Origin of the sequence: Mesorhizobium sp. M0045 (genome assembly GCF_040323385.1) — a bacterium.
Taxonomy (GTDB): domain Bacteria; phylum Pseudomonadota; class Alphaproteobacteria; order Rhizobiales; family Rhizobiaceae; genus Mesorhizobium.
In genome coordinates this window covers 255250-272117 of sequence record NZ_JAMYUY010000004.1, presented here as the reverse complement: position 1 = coordinate 272117, position 16868 = coordinate 255250, and the positions used below count along the sequence as shown (strand labels likewise).

General features: G+C 63.8%; 17 protein-coding genes. 8 read left to right on the top strand and 9 right to left on the bottom strand.

Annotation, left to right across the window (positions count from 1 at the left end; genetic code table 11):
• Positions 1-27: 27 nt before the first annotated feature.
• On the bottom strand, positions 28-489 hold the full coding sequence (locus tag NKJ72_RS08605; RefSeq protein ID WP_352476650.1) for an RT0821/Lpp0805 family surface protein: 462 nt from the start codon (positions 487-489) through the stop codon (positions 28-30).
• A 39-nt stretch (positions 490-528) separates the two neighbouring features.
• Between NKJ72_RS08605 and pdxH the strand changes: the two genes are divergently transcribed.
• The 4 genes from pdxH (at position 529) to NKJ72_RS08585 (ending at position 2224) form a co-directional block, all read left to right on the top strand.
• The gene (gene pdxH, locus NKJ72_RS08600) at positions 529-1146 is read left to right on the top strand and encodes a pyridoxamine 5'-phosphate oxidase (RefSeq protein WP_292663882.1); all 618 of its coding nucleotides are present in this window, start codon (positions 529-531) and stop codon (positions 1144-1146) included.
• A 72-nt stretch (positions 1147-1218) separates the two neighbouring features.
• Positions 1219-1464, top strand: coding sequence for a CopG family ribbon-helix-helix protein (locus NKJ72_RS08595; protein ID WP_352476649.1), 246 nt, complete (start codon positions 1219-1221; stop codon positions 1462-1464).
• Complete coding sequence (locus tag NKJ72_RS08590) at positions 1461-1754, top strand: type II toxin-antitoxin system RelE/ParE family toxin (RefSeq protein ID WP_352476648.1); 294 nt, start codon at positions 1461-1463, stop codon at positions 1752-1754. Before NKJ72_RS08595 ends, NKJ72_RS08590 begins: the two co-directional genes overlap by 4 nt.
• A 254-nt stretch (positions 1755-2008) precedes the next feature.
• Complete coding sequence (locus NKJ72_RS08585; protein ID WP_352476647.1) at positions 2009-2224, top strand: hypothetical protein; 216 nt, start codon at positions 2009-2011, stop codon at positions 2222-2224.
• Positions 2225-2296: 72 nt separating this feature from the next.
• Here NKJ72_RS08585 and NKJ72_RS08580 read toward each other — a convergent pair whose 3' ends face one another.
• Both NKJ72_RS08580 and NKJ72_RS08575 read right to left on the bottom strand, forming a co-directional pair.
• Positions 2297-3049, bottom strand: a complete 753-nt coding sequence (locus NKJ72_RS08580; protein ID WP_352476646.1) for a crotonase/enoyl-CoA hydratase family protein — start codon at positions 3047-3049, stop codon at positions 2297-2299.
• A gap of 53 nt (positions 3050-3102) precedes the next feature.
• Positions 3103-4866, bottom strand: a complete 1764-nt coding sequence (locus NKJ72_RS08575) for an acyl-CoA dehydrogenase family protein (protein WP_352476645.1) — start codon at positions 4864-4866, stop codon at positions 3103-3105.
• Between the two features lie 224 nt (positions 4867-5090).
• Here NKJ72_RS08575 and NKJ72_RS08570 point away from each other — a divergent pair, with 224 nt between their 5' ends.
• Together NKJ72_RS08570 and NKJ72_RS08565 are read left to right on the top strand one after the other, a co-directional pair.
• Positions 5091-5321: a hypothetical protein gene (locus tag NKJ72_RS08570; RefSeq protein WP_352476780.1), complete on the top strand. Its 231-nt coding sequence runs from the start codon at positions 5091-5093 to the stop codon at positions 5319-5321.
• Positions 5322-5442: 121 nt separating this feature from the next.
• Positions 5443-6600, top strand: coding sequence for a glycoside hydrolase family 25 protein (locus tag NKJ72_RS08565; protein ID WP_502901836.1), 1158 nt, complete (start codon positions 5443-5445; stop codon positions 6598-6600).
• A gap of 21 nt (positions 6601-6621) precedes the next feature.
• Here the strand turns inward: NKJ72_RS08565 and purD are convergent, their stop codons facing one another.
• A complete protein-coding gene (purD, locus tag NKJ72_RS08560; protein ID WP_352476644.1) occupies positions 6622-7899 on the bottom strand; it encodes a phosphoribosylamine--glycine ligase in 1278 nt (425 codons plus the stop codon).
• A gap of 157 nt (positions 7900-8056) precedes the next feature.
• Between purD and ubiA the strand changes: the two genes are divergently transcribed.
• Positions 8057-9040, top strand: coding sequence for a 4-hydroxybenzoate octaprenyltransferase (gene ubiA, locus NKJ72_RS08555; protein ID WP_352476778.1), 984 nt, complete (start codon positions 8057-8059; stop codon positions 9038-9040).
• Here ubiA and NKJ72_RS08550 read toward each other — a convergent pair whose 3' ends face one another.
• From NKJ72_RS08550 to NKJ72_RS08540, 3 genes are all read right to left on the bottom strand, one after another.
• A complete protein-coding gene (locus tag NKJ72_RS08550) occupies positions 9041-9607 on the bottom strand; it encodes a DUF6101 family protein (RefSeq protein ID WP_023674094.1) in 567 nt (188 codons plus the stop codon). It lies immediately after the preceding gene.
• Between the two features lie 185 nt (positions 9608-9792).
• Positions 9793-11223, bottom strand: a complete 1431-nt coding sequence (locus tag NKJ72_RS08545) for an FAD-binding oxidoreductase (protein WP_352476643.1) — start codon at positions 11221-11223, stop codon at positions 9793-9795.
• 9 nt (positions 11224-11232) lie between these two features.
• Positions 11233-12222, bottom strand: coding sequence for an L-threonylcarbamoyladenylate synthase (locus NKJ72_RS08540; protein WP_352476642.1), 990 nt, complete (start codon positions 12220-12222; stop codon positions 11233-11235).
• A gap of 201 nt (positions 12223-12423) precedes the next feature.
• Between NKJ72_RS08540 and NKJ72_RS08535 the strand changes: the two genes are divergently transcribed.
• Positions 12424-12813, top strand: a complete 390-nt coding sequence (locus NKJ72_RS08535) for a hypothetical protein (RefSeq protein WP_352476641.1) — start codon at positions 12424-12426, stop codon at positions 12811-12813.
• A gap of 35 nt (positions 12814-12848) precedes the next feature.
• On the opposite strand, the gene glyS is transcribed toward NKJ72_RS08535, so the two are convergent.
• Together glyS and NKJ72_RS08525 are read right to left on the bottom strand one after the other, a co-directional pair.
• Positions 12849-15473 (bottom strand): glycine--tRNA ligase subunit beta, encoded by a 2625-nt coding sequence (glyS, locus tag NKJ72_RS08530; RefSeq protein WP_352476640.1) that lies wholly within the window; start codon positions 15471-15473, stop codon positions 12849-12851.
• A gap of 408 nt (positions 15474-15881) precedes the next feature.
• Complete coding sequence (locus tag NKJ72_RS08525; RefSeq protein WP_352476777.1) at positions 15882-16802, bottom strand: glycine--tRNA ligase subunit alpha; 921 nt, start codon at positions 16800-16802, stop codon at positions 15882-15884.
• Positions 16803-16868 lie beyond the last annotated feature (66 nt).

Sequence of the window (16868 nt, the reverse complement as noted above, 5' to 3'; positions counted from 1 at the left end):
GCTTACCACTATGTCTCCGGCGGAAAATCAGAGCGCCTTGAAATCCTGCATTCGCCAGGCGCTGCCGCCGGCCAGGCATACTTCGCCTTTGAACAGCGCGACGCCGTCGAAGCTCTCGCGTGAAGCGGTGAAGCGACGGCATGTCTCGCCGTTAGCCCTGAATTCCGCGAGCTCGGTGATGGAGCCGCGCGAGCCGGTATCGGCATTTGCCCACGGAACGGCCTGCCCGGCCAGTTGCTCAACGTCGGCGGAGGACACGGCGTTGCGGATCGTGGCCTGGTCGGAGGCGCGATCCTGATCGAGCGGCGTGACCGAGGCCGGCGTGCTCGAGGTCAGTATCGAGCGGTCGACCTCCGTCTGCTCCAGGCTGAAGCCGCCCCCGCCACAGGCGGCAAGCGGCAGGATGATTGTCACGATCATGGCTTTGGCGCTGGCCGAAGCGATAACGCTCCATTGCCCACTGTCAAAAGCTCGCGCGATACGCGACAATCGGCAATCTCCCCAGCCGGCGACAAATTTGGGAAAACTATGAGCGAAACCGGGTTAACAAGCGGTGACTTTACCGAGGCAGCGGAGCCGTTCCGGCTTTTTGCGGCGTGGCTTGACGACGCGACGAAGAGCGAGATCAACGACCCCAACAGCGTGGCGCTGGCGACGGTCGACGCCGAGGGTATGCCGAATGTGCGCATGGTGCTGCTCAAGGGGTTCGATGAGGGCGGCTTTGTCTTCTACACGAATTTCGAGAGCGCCAAGGGCCGCGAGATCCTGGGCAGCATGAAAGCGGCAATGTGCTTCCATTGGAAATCGCTGCGCCGACAGGTGCGAGCGCGCGGCCCGGTGGAGATCGTCACCGACGCCGAAGCCGATGCCTATTACGCGACGCGCCCGCGCGGCAGCCGCATCGGCGCGTGGGCCTCCAAGCAGTCGCGGCCGCTGGAAAGCCGCTTCGCGCTGGAAAAGGCGGTCGCCGAATATACGGCGCGCCACGCGATCGGCGACATCCCGCGGCCAAAACACTGGTCGGGCTTCCGCATCGTGCCTCAGACGATCGAATTCTGGCACGACCGTCCGTTCCGGCTGCACGACCGTGTCGTGTTTTCACGCAACGCCGAGGGCGGTTGGGACAAGGTGAGGCTTTATCCGTAGAGGACGATATGGCAATCCTTGACGAACCACTTTGGTTCACTAATAATCATAGTGAACCAAAGGAATGTGGCCATGACGGCTTTTACCGTGCGCGTTCGTGACGAAACTGCAGACCGGCTGGACCAGCTTGCCGAGAAGCTCGACCGCTCGCGCTCGTACGTGGCTGCGAAGGCCATCGAGGATTTTGTAGCCCGTGAGGAATGGCAACTCGCCGAGATAGAGGCAGGATTGGCTGAAGCCTCGCAAGGCGATTTTGCGGGTGCCAGCGACGTAGAGGCTGTCGTTAGAAAATACGTTAAATCCACCCGCCAGGCATGAGCCATAAGCGAATCCGCTGGACCAAGCGGGCGTTGCGGCGGCTTGATGAAATCGGCACGCATGTTGAGAAGGACAATCCCGAGGCGGCCGCGAGGACCATTGCGCGTATCGTAACGGCGGCGGAACATCTCACCGAACAGCCGGCGATGGGGCGCATCGGGCGCATCAAGGGGACACGGGAACTCGTCTTGGTCGATGTGCCGTATATCGTCCCTTGTCGCATCGACGGCGAAACTGTCGAAATCCTCACCGTCATGCACGCCGCGCAGCGCTGGCCGCAGACCATGTAAGTCGCATCGAGACACAGGAGATCAGGCTCCTGCGCGACCCATGCCGGGCTATAGAGACCTGGCGTTTCCAATCCCACGATCACGATCTCGTGTGCGTGAAACGTTCCAGCGTGCCGCAACGAACCAGGAAAGGGCTCAACGCGCCGCTGGCGCAAATTCAGGAGGAAGCAATGCATTCACTCAGGTTGGTCACGATAGCCGGTCTTGCCGGCTTTTTCGCTTCGCAAGCCTTTGCGGAGGAGGCGATGGGGACAATGACGATGATGAAGGGTGGGGAGGTCATGGCGATCATGCCCGATGGGCATATGGGCACCATGATGCCAGACGCGAAGATGAGCGCCGAAATGATGAAAATGGCGAAACCGATCAAGCATTGCATGATGTTGATGACCGACGCCAAAGGCAAGACATTCATGATCGACACGTCTTCGGCAAAGGCCCAGGCCGAATGTAAAAAAATGGCGATGTGACAAAGAGAGCATGGCGAAACCGCCCGCCGGTTGCTGCCGGCGGGTCTACGATGCGAGACAAGGCCAGATGGTCTAGGCCTTTTTCCTGGCCATGAAGGACGTCAAGGCGGCGCGGGCCTCGTCGGATTTGAGCCGCTCGCGGAAATGCTGGCTTTCCTTGCCGATGCGCTCGACAAGGTCGTCGCGCGAGCCGCGCATCAGGTCGCGCGCGATCCTTAGCGCTTGCGGCGGTTTGGCCGAGATCTGGCCCGCCGCCGCCAATACCGATGCTTCGAGTGCCTCTTCCTCGACCACCTCGTAGATCAGCCCGGCGGCCTTGGCGCGCTCGGCCGAAAAGCCCTCGCCGAGGCCAAGCAGCGCGAAGGCGCCTTGCCGGCCGAGGATCTGCGGTGCGAGCAGGCTCGATCCTGCCTCCGGCACAAGGCCGAGATCGACGAAGGGCGTCCGGAACATTGTGCGCGGCGTGGCGAAGGTCAGGTCGCAATGCAGGTTGAGCGTGGTGCCGATACCGACCGCAATGCCGTCGACGCCGGAAACCATCGGCTTCTCCGCTTTGGCCAGCGCCATCAGGAAATCCCAGACTTCGGTACCGCTTTCGCCGCCCGAGGCGACGACCATGAAATCGGCAAGGTCGTTACCGGACGAGAAAGCACCGGGCACGCCGAGAAAGACATGGACGCGGATTGCCGGATCGGCGTCGCCGCCGGCAAGAGCCGCCGACATCGTCGCGTACATGGCGCGGGTCAGGGCGTTCTTCTTGTCCGGACGATTGATGCGGATGATCTGGATGGCACCCTGGCGTTCGACGAGGATGTGGTCTGTCACGGATTGGTCCTTTGTGAATTTCGGGCCTTTGTGAATTTCGGCGCGTGCGAACGTCAGGCTGAAATCAGCGCTTTGCCGGCAACGGCAAGGCTGTCGGCGCCCCCGAGGACGCGCTCCTTGAGCGCGCCCGCTTCGCCAAGCAGGTTCTCGGCGAAGAACCGACACAGCGCGATGCGGCTTTGGTCAGCAAGCGCGCCGCGCGCCAGATAGGCGCCGCCGGCGGCAAGCGAGATCAGCCTGAGATAAGGTGTGGCGCCCGCCAACGCCTCGTCCGGACGGCCTTCGGCCTGCAGGTCTTGCAGGGAACGGCTCGCCTGTGACAGGTCATCAAGCGCCTGGTCGAGGCGATCGGCGGTGCGGCCAAAGCCTTCAAGGTTCGACGCTCGCACCGCATCGGCGACGGCCTTGAGCTCGGCGATGTAGCCATGCACATGCTGACCGCCGCCGAGCGGCAGCTTGCGCGTCACCAGATCGATCGCCTGGATGCCATTGGTGCCTTCGTAAATGGGTGCAATGCGCGCGTCGCGATAAAGCGCTGCTGCCCCCGTCTCCTCGATGAACCCCATGCCGCCATGCACCTGCAGCCCAAGCGAGGCGACCTCGACGCCAACATCGGTGGAAAACGCCTTGGCCAGCGGCGTCAACAGATTGGCGCGCTCCTGCCAGTGCTTTGCATCCTCGCTCCGCGACGCGAGATCGATGGCGTGGGCGCAGGAATAGCAGATGGCGCGGGCAATCTGGGTCAGCGCCTTCATGGTCAGAAGACTGCGCTGGATGTCGGGGTGATGCACGATCGGCGCCATGCCGGCACCCCGATAGCTCGCCGCTTTGCCTTGCCGGCGGTCGTTTGCATAGGCGAGCGCCTTTTGCATCGCCGCCTCGGCGACCGCCACGCCCTGCATGCCGACGGCAAGGCGCGCGTTGTTCATCATGGTGAACATGCAGGCGAGGCCCTTGTTCTCCTCGCCGACCAGCCAGCCGATCGCGCCGGGCCTGCTGCCTTCGAGGCCATCGCCATAGATCATCGTGCAGGTCGGCGAAGCGTGGATGCCCAGTTTGTGCTCCAGCCCGGAACAGAAAACGTCGTTGCGTGCGCCCAGCGCGCCATCGTCGCCGACGAGGAATTTCGGCACCAGGAACAAAGACAGGCCGCGCGTGCCGGGCGGTGCGTCCTGCAGCCGCGCCAGCACCAGATGGATGATGTTGTCGGTGAAATCGTGCTCGCCATAGGTGATGAATATCTTTTGCCCGAAGATGCGGTAGGTGCCGTCGCCGACCGGTTCGGCGCGGGTTCGCAAGGCATTCAGGTCCGAGCCTGCCTGTGGCTCGGTCAGGTTCATGGTGCCCATCCATTCGCCGGAGACCAGTTTTTCCAGATATTTGGCCTTGAGCGCCTGCGAGCCATGCTTGTCGAGTGCTTCGACCGCGCCCATGGTCAGCGTCGGGGCGATGCCGAACGCCATCGAGGCGGAGTTCCACATTTCAAGCGCGGCGACGCCGAGCATGGCCGGCAGCGCCTGGCCGCCATACGCTTCCGGCGCCGACAGCGCATTCCAGCCACCGCCGATCCAGCGGCGATAAAGTTCTTTCCAGCCGGGCGGGGTAGTGACGGCAGCGCCGTTGAGCACCGCGCCGTGCTGGTCGCCGATCGTGTAAAGCGGTGCGACCTCCTCGCTGGCGAAGCGGCCGGCCTCGGCCAGAATGGCGTCAACGAGGTCCTCACCGAGTTCGCCAAAGGTGCCGGCATCGAGCGCCGGCTTCAAGCCGGCGACATGCTTCAGGGTGAAGGCGATTTCCTCGACCGGTGCCCGATACATGGCGCTCGCTCCTCCTCCGTCCGGCCGCCCTCAGTCCGGAAGGTCTACTTAAGACCCGTGCCGAGGCAAAATCATCTGCTTTCGGCTTCCCTGGCGATCTTCTTTTTACGTAAACGTCAAACTTTGTCACGCGGATTTTGCCAATTGCTGCGACGCAGGCTAAATTCGCCAAAAGCCGGGATAAGTTCGACCGGCGGAATCAGGAATACCGGATCGGACCGCCCGTGCTCGCCAGACCTGACGCCTATCGCTGCATCGAATGCGGCCTGCCCTACCGGGCGACCGGTTTTGCTATCACGAAGGGTAAGATGGAGAACGGAGCAGCCTATTGGTCTGATCGCGGCATATTGTGCTCGCCGCAATGCTCGCTCGCCCATCACTGTAAGCGCGAGAAGGCGGGAACGCTGTCGCAAGTCCCGGCGCCCGACCCGTTTCAAACCCGCTCTCGACATTGACGACCATCAAAACCATCGACGGAGAAGCTGTCCGATCCGTGGCGTCCCCGGGCTGCGATCGAGAGCATTTCCTTAACCATGGCGGTTCAGGATTTGGCTTTGGCCAGCAAGGATCTGCTGCTTGAAAACGCCGGCGCGCCCCCTTGTCCGCTCAGCGCTTCTCCTTGTCGCGGCGGCGATGACGCTGGCGCTGACGCCGGCAAAGGCCTCGGATTTCTCCGAACCTTGGAAGGATGCGGACCGGGCGCTGGTCGTCGACGCCTACGAATATAATTCCATCGACTGGACCCGGCTAGCCGCCGACAAGCGTCTTGTCGGCTTCATCAACAAGGCATCGGACGGAATGCCGCCACCCTATTTCTGTTTCGGCGACGAGACCGAGCTGCGGCTGTGCAAGACGCTCTGGAAACGCCATGCGATGGCACAGGAACTGTTCCAGACGCGCAAGGTGGTGGCCAGGGCACTGGGCCTGAAATGGGGTGCCTATCATCTCGCCCGCCCCGGCAACCCCGTGGGACAGGCCAATAATTTCATCAATTTCGTGAAACCCGGACCGGATGACCTGCTTGCCCTCGACATCGAGGACGATGATCCCACCCAATGGATGTCGCTCGAGGATGCCGAGGAATTCGTGCGCCATGTGCATCGTCGGGTTGGCCGCTTTCCGGTGCTCTACACCAACGGCACGACAGCCAGGCATATCGCCGACAACAAGTATAAATACCCGCTCCTGTCCCGGCTGCCGCTGTGGTATGCGCGCTACAAGCCAGACATCGGTCTGCATTTTCCGATGGGCAACTGGCAGGGCTATGCGCTCTGGCAGTTTTCGGCGCGAGCAAATTGCGGCCGGTTCCGCTGTCCCTACCGGGTCGCGGGCACACCTAACGATATCGACGTCAGCGTCGCGCCGATGAACGCGACGGAATTGCGCGCGCAGTGGCCGTTCGGCGGCCTGATCGACGTGCAGCCGGATTATCTCGCCTTGATACCGGTGCCGCTCTCACGCGAGGCGGGGCTCGCCGGCACTGCCATGACCTACGCCGCCGTGGCAGCACCCCCGAGCCTCGAGCAACTGGTCGCGGTATTCAGGGCGCGCTTGGCCAAATTCAGCAGCGGTTTTCAAATGCCTGCGGCCAAGACGGCGCCGAGCCTTCCCCGCGGGATTGCCGAATATGTCGCCTGGACGCGAAACGAAAAGCGTGCGGCATCGGACCCTGGAATTGTCTCCGCCGCCGGTGCGGTCACCGTCTCGACCGAATTCTACCGCGGTCTGCACTGAAGCCGGAGGCCGCCTGAAGCGTCAGTTCGACTGCTCGCGCGCCAGTGCCAGCCAGCCAATGTCACGGCGGCAAAAGCCTTGCGGCCAGTCGATCCGGTCGAGCGCGGCGTAAGCCTTCTTCTGCGCCTCGCCGACGGTGCGGCCGGTCGCCGTGATGTTGAGCACGCGACCGCCATTGGCGACGAGTGCGCCGCCGTTTATCGCGGTGCCGGCATGAAATATCTCGACGCCCTCACCCGCCGCCGCCTCGACACCGCGGATGACCGAGCCCTTTTCCGGCGTTCCGGGATAACCCCTGGCTGCCATCACCACGGTGAGCGCCGCGTCGTCGCGCCAGCGCACCGAGGTGTGCGCCAGTTGGCCGTCAGCGGCGGCGTTGAGCAGGACGAGCAGATCGTTCTTCAGCCGCATCATCAGCACCTGGCATTCCGGGTCGCCGAAACGGGTGTTGTATTCGATCAGCTTCGGCCCCTTGTCAGTAATCATCAGCCCGGCGAACAGCACGCCGGAAAACGGAGCGCCTGTTTCAGCCATGCCGCGCATGGTCGGCTCGACGATCTCGCGCATGGTTCGGTCGATCATCTCCGGCGTCATCACCGGCGCCGGCGAATAGGCGCCCATGCCGCCGGTGTTCGGGCCGGTGTCGCCGTCACTGAGGCGCTTATGGTCCTGCGCCGTGCCGAAGGGCAGCGCGGTGGTGCCGTCGCACAGGCAGAAGAAACTTGCTTCTTCACCGACGAGAAACTCCTCGACCACCACTTCCGTGCCGGCTTGGCCGAAGGAGCCATCAAAACAGGCGTCGAGCGCGGTCCGCGCCTCGTCAAGCGTCATGGCGACGGTGACGCCCTTGCCGGCAGCTAGTCCGTCGGCCTTGATGACGATCGGCGCACCCGTCTTCTCGACATACGCCCTGGCCGAAGCCAGATCGCCGAAGCGGCCATAGGCGGCGGTCGGGATGCCGTATTTGGCGCAGAGCTCTTTGGTGAAACCCTTTGATCCTTCCAGCCGTGCCGCCGCCTTTGACGGGCCGAAGACGCGGATGCCCTCGGCGCGCAGGTCGTCGGCAATGCCGGCGACCAGCGGCCCTTCCGGCCCGACCACGACGAGGTCTATTTCATTCTCGCGGCAAAACCGGGCCACCGCCGTGTGATCCGCAATATCGAGCCTCACCAGCTCGGCTTCGCTGCCGATCCCCGGATTGCCGGGCACGGCATAGAGTTTGGTCAGCAGCGGTGACGCCGCCATCTTCCATGCCAGCGCATGTTCTCGTCCGCCGGAGCCGATCAGTAAAACACGCATGCCCAGATTCCTCGTCATTCCAAGACCAGGACTGCGCTATTGCGCCGCGCCCGACGGGTCAAGACATTTGGCTGCCGAAGCGCCGATTGCGCGTGGCGAGCCTGCGGGGGGCTGCTTGACGCTTGACGGCATTCGCCTCTGCTGCCACTTCAGCAAGATGGAAACCGTCCAGTCGAAAGCGGCCCAAGGCCGCGTCGCCGATGCGCCAAGCGGCCACTGGGTCTATCGCGCGCTGCCGCGGGGGTTGTGGCCCTATGCGCAGCTTGCCCGGTGGGACCGGCCGATCGGCTGGCAATTGCTGCTGTGGCCATGCTGGTGGTCGGCTGCACTTGCCGCGAGCGCCTATCCGCGTCCGACGGATCCGCTGCTCTCGCTGCTGCCGTCGCTGTGGTACCTGCTGCTGTTTTTTCTCGGTGCGTTCGCCATGCGTGGTGCCGGCTGCACCTACAATGACCTGGTCGACGAGGACATAGACAACCAGGTGGAACGCACGCGCTCGCGGCCGCTGCCGGCCGGCAAGGTCACGCGCCGACAGGCCTGGATGTTTGTTGTCCTGCAGGCACTGGTCGGCCTCGCCGTGCTTTTGCAGTTCAACAGCTTTGCCATCTCGCTCGGCATCGGCTCGCTGGTCATCGTCGCCATCTATCCGTTCATGAAGCGATATACCAATTGGCCGCAACTGGTTCTCGGCCTTGCCTTTTCCTGGGGAGCGCTGATGGGATGGGCGGTCGAGTTCGGCGATCTCGATGGGCCGGCAATCATGCTCTACATCGGCTCGATCCTGTGGGTGATCGGCTACGACACGATCTATGCGCATCAGGACAAGGAAGACGACGCCATCGTCGGCGTGCGCTCGACGGCGCGCCTGTTCGGCGATAACACCAAAGCCTGGCTGGCCGGGCTTTATGGCGGAGCGCTGGTCTGCTTCGCCATTGCCTTTGCCTCGGCGCAGGCACCGGTGCCGGCGCTCGCCGGGCTGATCGCCGCCGGCGCGCATATGACGCGGCAGATCGCCGTGCTCGACATCGACAATCCGGACCAGTGCCTAAGGCTGTTCAGATCGAACAACCAGATCGGCTGGCTGATCTTCCTCGGCCTGATCGGCGGCGCGGCCTGGGTGGCGCTGAAGCCGCTGGTTTAGCTACTCCCGCGAAATAAGCTCCTCGCCGCCGATGACCAGCCTGAGGCCGAGATCGCCGGCGCGGCGGCGGGCGAGGAAGCGCGGGCGGCGCATGGTCGAGACGCGACCCTTGCGGCGGTCCTGCGCCGGCAGCGCCTTGATGGCGGCGCCAAGCGATTCTTCCAGCGTGCGGGCAATGCCGTCGGCCTCGATCAGCAGCATGGGCAGGCGGTAGGCATCGGCCCAGGCGCGCCAGTCGGCGGCGACGTCATCGAGATCGTCGGCGACCAGCAGCGGCACCGACAGCATCGGGTCGTTGTGCAGAAGCTCGAGCGTCACTGTGACATTGCCATCCGGATCCTCCATGGCGCGGGCGGCGACGCCGCGAAACGCGTTGGCGGGCAGAGCGATGATCGCGGGCACGCCGCTCATCTCCAGCGTGCGGCGGATAACCGCGCCGCGCTGGTCGATGGTGAAGGTAACGTCGCCATAGTCGTCGCGCGTGGCGTAGCTCACCACCTGCGGCAGGCGGAATGGGTCGAGACGCATATTGCGGCCGGCCCAGACTGGCTTCAGTCCAGTGTTCATGTCGTGCCTTTCCTGTTTCTCCTGAGAGCCGGTGTTTCCGGTTCTCCGGGCCGGTTTTCCCAGCCTCGTTGTGGAGAAACATTAGCGCGAGCTTCTTATCCTCGCGCTTAAGAAAGTCGGTTAAATTTTGCTGATCCGGGGCGGATGGTTATCGGATTGCGAACCGGCGCAGGCCGGCGAAAGGATCAGAAAACCTTACCGGGATTCATGATGCCGGCCGGGTCGAACGCGGCTTTCACCCTGCGCATCAGCTCGATCGTCATCGGCGGTGCCGTCGCGATCAATTCGTCCCGCTTCAACTGGCCGATGCCGTGCTCGGCCGAGATGGAGCCATGAAACGAGCGCACGACGTCGTGCACGGCCTTGTTCATGACGTGGTAAAGGCCGAGAAACGCCTCGTCATCGCCGTCGACCGGCCGGGAGATGTTGTAGTGCAGATTGCCGTCGCCCATGTGGCCGAAGCAGACTACCCGTGCGCCGGGACTGACCGACTGCACGGCGCCGGCGGCCTTCTCGATGAAGGGCGGAATTGACGCCACCGGCACCGAGATGTCGTGCTTGATCGAGGCACCTTCCGGTTTCTGCGCCTCGGGCAGCACCTCGCGGAAATTCCAGAACGCGTCGCCCTGGGCCATGCTTGCCGCGATCACCGCATCGCCGACGATCCCTTGCTCGAGGCCTGCCTCCAGCACCTCCTCGATCAGGGCCCTGGCATCATCGGCCGAACGGCCCGACGAGATCTGCATCAGCACATACCACGGCCAATCGCCGGCCAGCGGCCGCACCACGCCTTGCGCGTGGGCAAGCGTGAAGTCGTAGGGCCTCTGGCCGATCAGCTCGAAAGCGGTGAGCGCTGCCCCGGCACGGTCCATCGCCAGGCTGAACAGCGACAGTGCCGCCTGCGGCGATGACAGGCCGGCAAACGCCACCTCGCGCCCCTTGGGCTTGGGGAAAAGCTTGAGCACGGCGGCGGTGATGATGCCGAGCGTGCCTTCCGCGCCGACGAACAGGTTCTTCAAATCGTAACCGGTGTTGTCCTTTTTCAGCTTGCGCAGATCGTCGAACACTTCGCCGGTCGGCAGCACCACTTCGACGCCGAGGCACAGCTCGCGCGCATTGCCGTAGGCAAGCACGCCGGTGCCGCCGGCATTGGAAGAGAGATTGCCGCCGATCTGGCAGGAACCTTGCGCGGCAAGCGACAGCGGAAACAGCCGGTCGGCGGCATCGGCCGCTTCCTGCAGCGTCTGCAGGATGACGCCGGTTTCGACCGTCACCGTGTTTGACAGCGTATCGATCTCGCGGATGCGGTTCAGCCGCGACAGCGACAGCACGATCTCGCGGCCGGATGCGTCCGGCACCTGGGCACCGACCAGCCCGGTGTTGCCGCTTTGCGGCACGATGGGCGTGCCGGTTTCGGTCGCCAGCCGCATGATGCGGCTGACCTCCTCGACGGTCCCCGGCCTCAGCACCAAAGCCGTCCTGCCATGCCAAAGTCCGCGCCGCTCGGTGAGGTAAGGCGCGATGTCCTGCTGGTCGCGCAGCGCATATTTGTCGCCGACGATTGCCGCAAAGCGCGCGACGACAGCGGGGTCGAGGTCGGGGGAAATGTCGTTCATGGGTGGAAACTATGGTGCCCAATCCATCTTGTCACGAGGGGCGATCTTGTCACGCGGGGCGGCGGCGCGCGAAAGCCTGTCGTTGATCGCCTCGCCCAGCCCGTCGAACGGTATCGGCTCGACGGCGATGGTTCTGGCGCCGCTGCGATCGAGATCCTGCAGATGGGCGAAGAGATTGCTCGCTGCCTCGCGCAGGTCGCCGGTCTCCGACAAATTGCGCAGTGCGGCTGCATCGCGCCAGCCTTCGGCACGGCTGCGGCCGAAGGCCAGCAGGGCTTCGCCCGGTGCGACCTCCGCAGCATTGAGCCGCACCGCCGCACCTGGTGCATAGTGCGAGGCGAGCATGCCGGGCGCCTCGATGGCCGAAGCGCCGCGCAGCAACTTCACCCCGGCGACCGCTTCGATCTCTCCGGCGGCAATGCCGCCCGGCCGCAGCAGCCGCGGCTTTCCAGCTTCGACCTTGAGGATGGTCGATTCCAGCCCGACCGGCGTCGCGCCGCCATCGACCACCAGCTTGATCCTGGGGCCGAGGTCGGCGGCCACGGCTTCCGCCGTCGTGGCGCTGATCCTGCCCGAGGAATTGGCGCTGGGCGCCGCCAGCGCGCGACCGAGCCTGGCGATCAGCTCGCCGCCAAAGCCTTTCGGCATGCGCAGCGCGATGGTGTCCAGCCCTGCGGTGACCAGCGGATGAATGCCGTTGCCGGGCCGTTGCGGCAGCACGAGCGTCAGCGGCCCCGGCCAGAATGCCTGCGCCAATCTTTCCGACAGCGGATCGAACAGCGCGATGCGCTCGGCCATCGCCGGATCGGCAACATGGGCGATCAGCGGGTTGAAGCGAGGTCGGCCCTTGGCTTCGAAGATACGAGCCACGGCAACGCCGTTGGTCGCGTCGCCGGCCAGCCCATAGACGGTCTCGGTCGGGATGGCGACGACATCGCCGCTCTCGAGCAGCGCCAACGCCCTTTCCATCGCCTCGCCGACGTCACGAATTTCAGCCACTGTCGTCACCTCACAGATGCGGGTGCCTAATACGGCGACGCCGGGCGGGCAAGCCCAGGCCTCGGCGAATCGCAAATCGCTAAAATGCTATGTTTCCTCGCAAGCCGGCATCAATTGCCCTCGGCTAGGGTGCCGTCTTCTTGGACAAGGGGAACTATCATGCTTTCGATGCGTATCGTTGGCGCGCTTGGCCTGGCGGTTATGGCCGGCACGGCGCAGGCTTCATCGCTCGTTTTTGTCGGGCAGACGACTGAAACGCCGTCGGTGGTAAGTGCCAGCGCCCTCGAACGGGCGAAAACACCGTCGATCGTCGCGCTCGGCGAGAAGTTGCCTGACGTCAATGAAAACGTCACCGATGAAAAGGTCGCGGCAATCCCGAGCCAGCCGAGTCATGGCTTCGACGGAAGCCCGATGATCATTCGCGGCGGTATCGTCGGCGATGCCTTTGCAACGCCCGCGCCCAAAGCCGCGCCGGCCACCGCTGCCGCGCCCGCCGCGAACAGCAAGGCCGATCCAAAGGTCGCCAGCAAAACCCCTGAGCCGGCCGCGCCGCAGCCTCCGCCGCTAGCAGCTCCCGATCAGCCCAAATAGCGCCTGAAGCACAAGCGATGATTTTTTCGCGGATGTCAGCCGGCTATTTTCGAGAAATCGGCGACCCGGTCCGTCGCCGCGCGGATGCGGGCGAGCAATGCCAGGCGATTGGCGCGCACCGCCTGGTCCTCATCGTTTACCAGGACTTTCTCAAAGAATGAATCAACTGGCTCGCGCAACACGCTAAGCGCCAGCATGGCGGCGGAAAAGTCTTCGTTTTGAATTGCTTCGCCGGCTTGCCTCTCGGCCTGATTGATCGCGGCGAACAAGGTTTTTTCGGCGTTCTCCCGGAACAGAGCCGGCTCAACATGGTCGGCGATCGTCGTTTTCTTCTTCTCCTCGGCGGTGAGAATGTTGGCGGCCCGCTTGGTACCGGCAAGCAGGTTCCTGCCGTCCTCGGTATCAAGGAATGAGCCGAGCGCTTCAACGCGGCGGACGATCTGCAGGAGATCGTCGTTTTGTGATTGGCCAATCGCCCCCCTTGTGGGGGAGATGCCCGGCAGGGCAGAGGGGGGCGCCTCGCGCCGAGAGGCCGGCGGGACAGCGCCCCCCTCTGTCGGCTTCGCCGACATCTCCCCCTCTAGGGGGGAGATTGGGCGCGAACCTGCCGCGAGTACGGCGTCGATCAGGTCGTGCCGGGCGCCCTGGTCGCGCAGATAGACCTTGAGGCGGTCGTGGAAGAAGGACAGGAGGTCGTGACTCAAGCGCCACGCCATCTCAGGTGTCTTTTCGGCGAAGGCCTCTTTTCCTGACAGCCCTACAAGGCGGTCATAAACTTCGGCCCTGTAAGTTGTTGTAGCAAGCCCAGCTGACGTCAGTCGATCCGCAGCCTCAAGATAAGGCCGCGATCCCTCACGTTGGAATTTCATATATGCCGCCACTATCGGAGACATCATCGAACGGAGAAGCGAAATGTTCACGCCGTTCTCAACCACGATCCTAATCACCCCCAGCGCCGCTCTTCTGAGCGCATAGGGGTCCTTCGATCCCGTCGGCTTTTCATCAATGGCCCAGAACCCGACCAGCGTGTCAAGCTTGTCGGCCAGCGCGACGGCGATCGAAACCGGATCGGTCGGTACGCGATCGGACGGTCCCTGCGGCTTGTAGTGTTCCTCAATCGCGGCGGCGACGGAGGGATGCTCGCCTTGCAGCAGTGCGTATTTGCGGCCCATGAGACCCTGCAACTCGGGGAATTCGCCGACGACTTCGGTGGTGAGATCGGCCTTGGCCAGAACGGCAGCGCGACGCGCCAGCGCGGGAATCTCCCCCCTTGAGGGGGAGATGTCGCCGAAGGCGACAGAGGGGGTCGGCACGTCCTGACGCGGCTTCCTATTTTGGGCAGAGGATGCCGGCGCTTCACGCGAGACGACCCCCTCTGGCCTGCCGGCCATCTCCCCCTCAAGGGGGGAGATTGAACTCGCCACGACCGGCGCCAGTTCTTCCGCCAGCCGCTTGATGCGCTCCACCCGCTCGCCCTGCGTGCCGAGCTTGGCGTGGAAGGTGACGCCGAGATGGTCGAGGCGGGCCATACGCTGGTCGAGCGGTTTGGTTAGATCGAGCCCGAACTTTTCCGCCGATGCCTGCAACTGGTCGAGATCCGGCAGGTCGCCCTGGTCGGTTTTCCAGAAATAGAGCGCGTCGGACAGGCGCGCGCGCACCACCTTGCCGTTGCCGTGGGCGATCTCCTTGCCGCCGTCCTTGGCCTCGATGTTGGCGGTCAGGATAAAGCGGTTGGAGAGCGGCGACTGGCTGATCTCCCCCTCGAGGGGGGAGATTTGGCGCGTCGTCACGAAACACTTCTGGTTGGCGCGGATGGTGAGCCTGATCACCTCGGCCGGAATGGTCAGAAAATCCTGCTCGAATTCGCCCATCAGCACGACAGGCCATTCGACCAGGCCCGACACTTCCTCCAGCAGCCCCTCGTCCTCGACGAGGTCGAGCCCGCTGGCGAAGGCGAGGTTCCTGGCATCGGCAAGAATGATCTCCTTGCGCCTGTCGGCATCGAGCACGACCTTGGCCGCCTCAAGCTTAGCGACATAATCGTCGAAGCGGCGCACCGTGATGGCGCCCGGCGCATGGAAACGGTGGCCGTAGGTGACATTGCCCGAGCGGATGCCGTCGATCTCGAAATCGACGACCACCGGCTCCTCGGTTTCCGGGCCGAAGGTGCACAGGATCGATTGCAATGGCCGCACCCAGCGCAACGAGCCGGGCTTGGCCGAAGCCGGCCCCCAGCGCATCGATTTCGGCCAGGGAAAGTTGCGGATGATGCCCGGCACCAGCTCGGCGATGATCTGCTCGGCCGGCCTGCCCGGCCTGGCAATATGGGCGACATAGAAGTCGCCCTTCTTCGGATCGGAATGAACATGCGCCTCGGCAATCGAGGCAAGGCCGGCCTTGCGCAGAAAACCTTGCACCGCCTGCTCGGGCGCCTTGGTCGAGGGGCCCTTGATCTCCTCGTTTATGTCCTTCGAGCGGGCGGTCAGGCCGCGAATGTCGAGCGTCAGCCGGCGCGGCGTCCAATATTCGCGCGCCGCCTCATAAGTCAGCCCGGCTTCGACCAGACCGTCGGTCAGCAGCTTCTTCAGGTCGCCGGCAGCTTTCCTCTGCATACGAGCAGGAATCTCTTCCGAACGGAGTTCTAGGAGCAGGTCGGGCATTGATTGTGCTCACGCGGCAAATGGTCCGGGCGGGGCATAGCAACTCGGCCGGCCGCTGTCACCCTTCCCAGCAAAGTCGGGCCTGCACGATCGCGGCATCCAACGGCGATTTCCGAAAAAATTCATCCGCCTGTCGGACACGAGGCGGTCCGCCCGTCCTTGGATCAAAGATTTTTCCATGAACCGAACGCAGCGCTGAAGCGACCCACGCTCAGGCAGAGAGCTATTGGCTGAACGAATGAAAACGGCATCGACATTCCTGCAGATGCTCGCGCTCAGCGCCTGTTTTACGGCACAGGTACATGGCACGTTCTCGATGCCCGGCGTCAGGCAAGCGCTGCGGACAATGGCCGGTTCCAGCGGCCGAGGCACGTTGCCAATCAGCGCTCCTGCCGAAATCGGCTTGAGCTAAGCCGCCATTCCGCCCGCCTGGGTCAGCAGAAACGCCTCGCCGCAGGCCTTGGCCAGATTGCGCACCCGCAAGATGTAACTCTGGCGCTCGGTGACGGAAATGACGCCGCGTGCGTCGAGCAGGTTGAAGACGTGGCTGGCCTTGATGCACTGGTCGTAGGCTGGGAAGACCATCCTGTGCATCGCCACATTGTCGTTCGACGCCGACGCGCCGGCTTCGAGCAGCGCCTTGCACTCGGCTTCGGCGTCTTCGAAATGGCGCAGTAGCATCGCGGTGTTGGCGAATTCGAAATTGTGGCGCGAATATTCCTGCTCGGCCTGCAGGAAGACGTCGCCATAGGTCACCTTGTCGGCGCCTTCGCGGCCGTTGAAATTGAGGTCGTAGACATTGTCGACGCCCTGCACATACATGGCCAGCCGCTCCAGCCCGTAAGTGAGCTCGCCCGCTACCGGTGCGCATTCGATGCCGCAGACCTGCTGGAAATAGGTGAACTGCGACACCTCCATGCCGTCGCACCAGCACTCCCAGCCCAGCCCCCACGCGCCCAGCGTCGGGCTTTCCCAGTCGTCCTCGACGAACCGGATGTCGTGCAGCAGCGGATCGATGCCGATCGCGGCCAGCGAGCCGAGATAAAGCTCCTGCAGATTGGGCGGGTTGGGCTTCAGGATCACCTGGTACTGATAATAGTGCTGCAGCCGGTTCGGGTTCTCGCCATAGCGGCCGTCCTTGGGGCGGCGCGAGGGCTGGACATAGGCGGCGTTCCAGCGTTTTGGGCCGAGCGCGCGCAATGTCGTGGCCGGGTGGAATGTGCCGGCGCCGACTTCCATGTCGTAAGGCTGGAGGACGACGCAGCCATAGTCCGCCCAGTAATTATGCAAAGTCAGGATCAGCCCCTGGAACGAGCGGCTGGGATGCATGTGGGCAGGGATATCAATGGTCACGGCGGCCTCCGGCGGGATGCGGCACCTCGTAGAGTGCCGCTC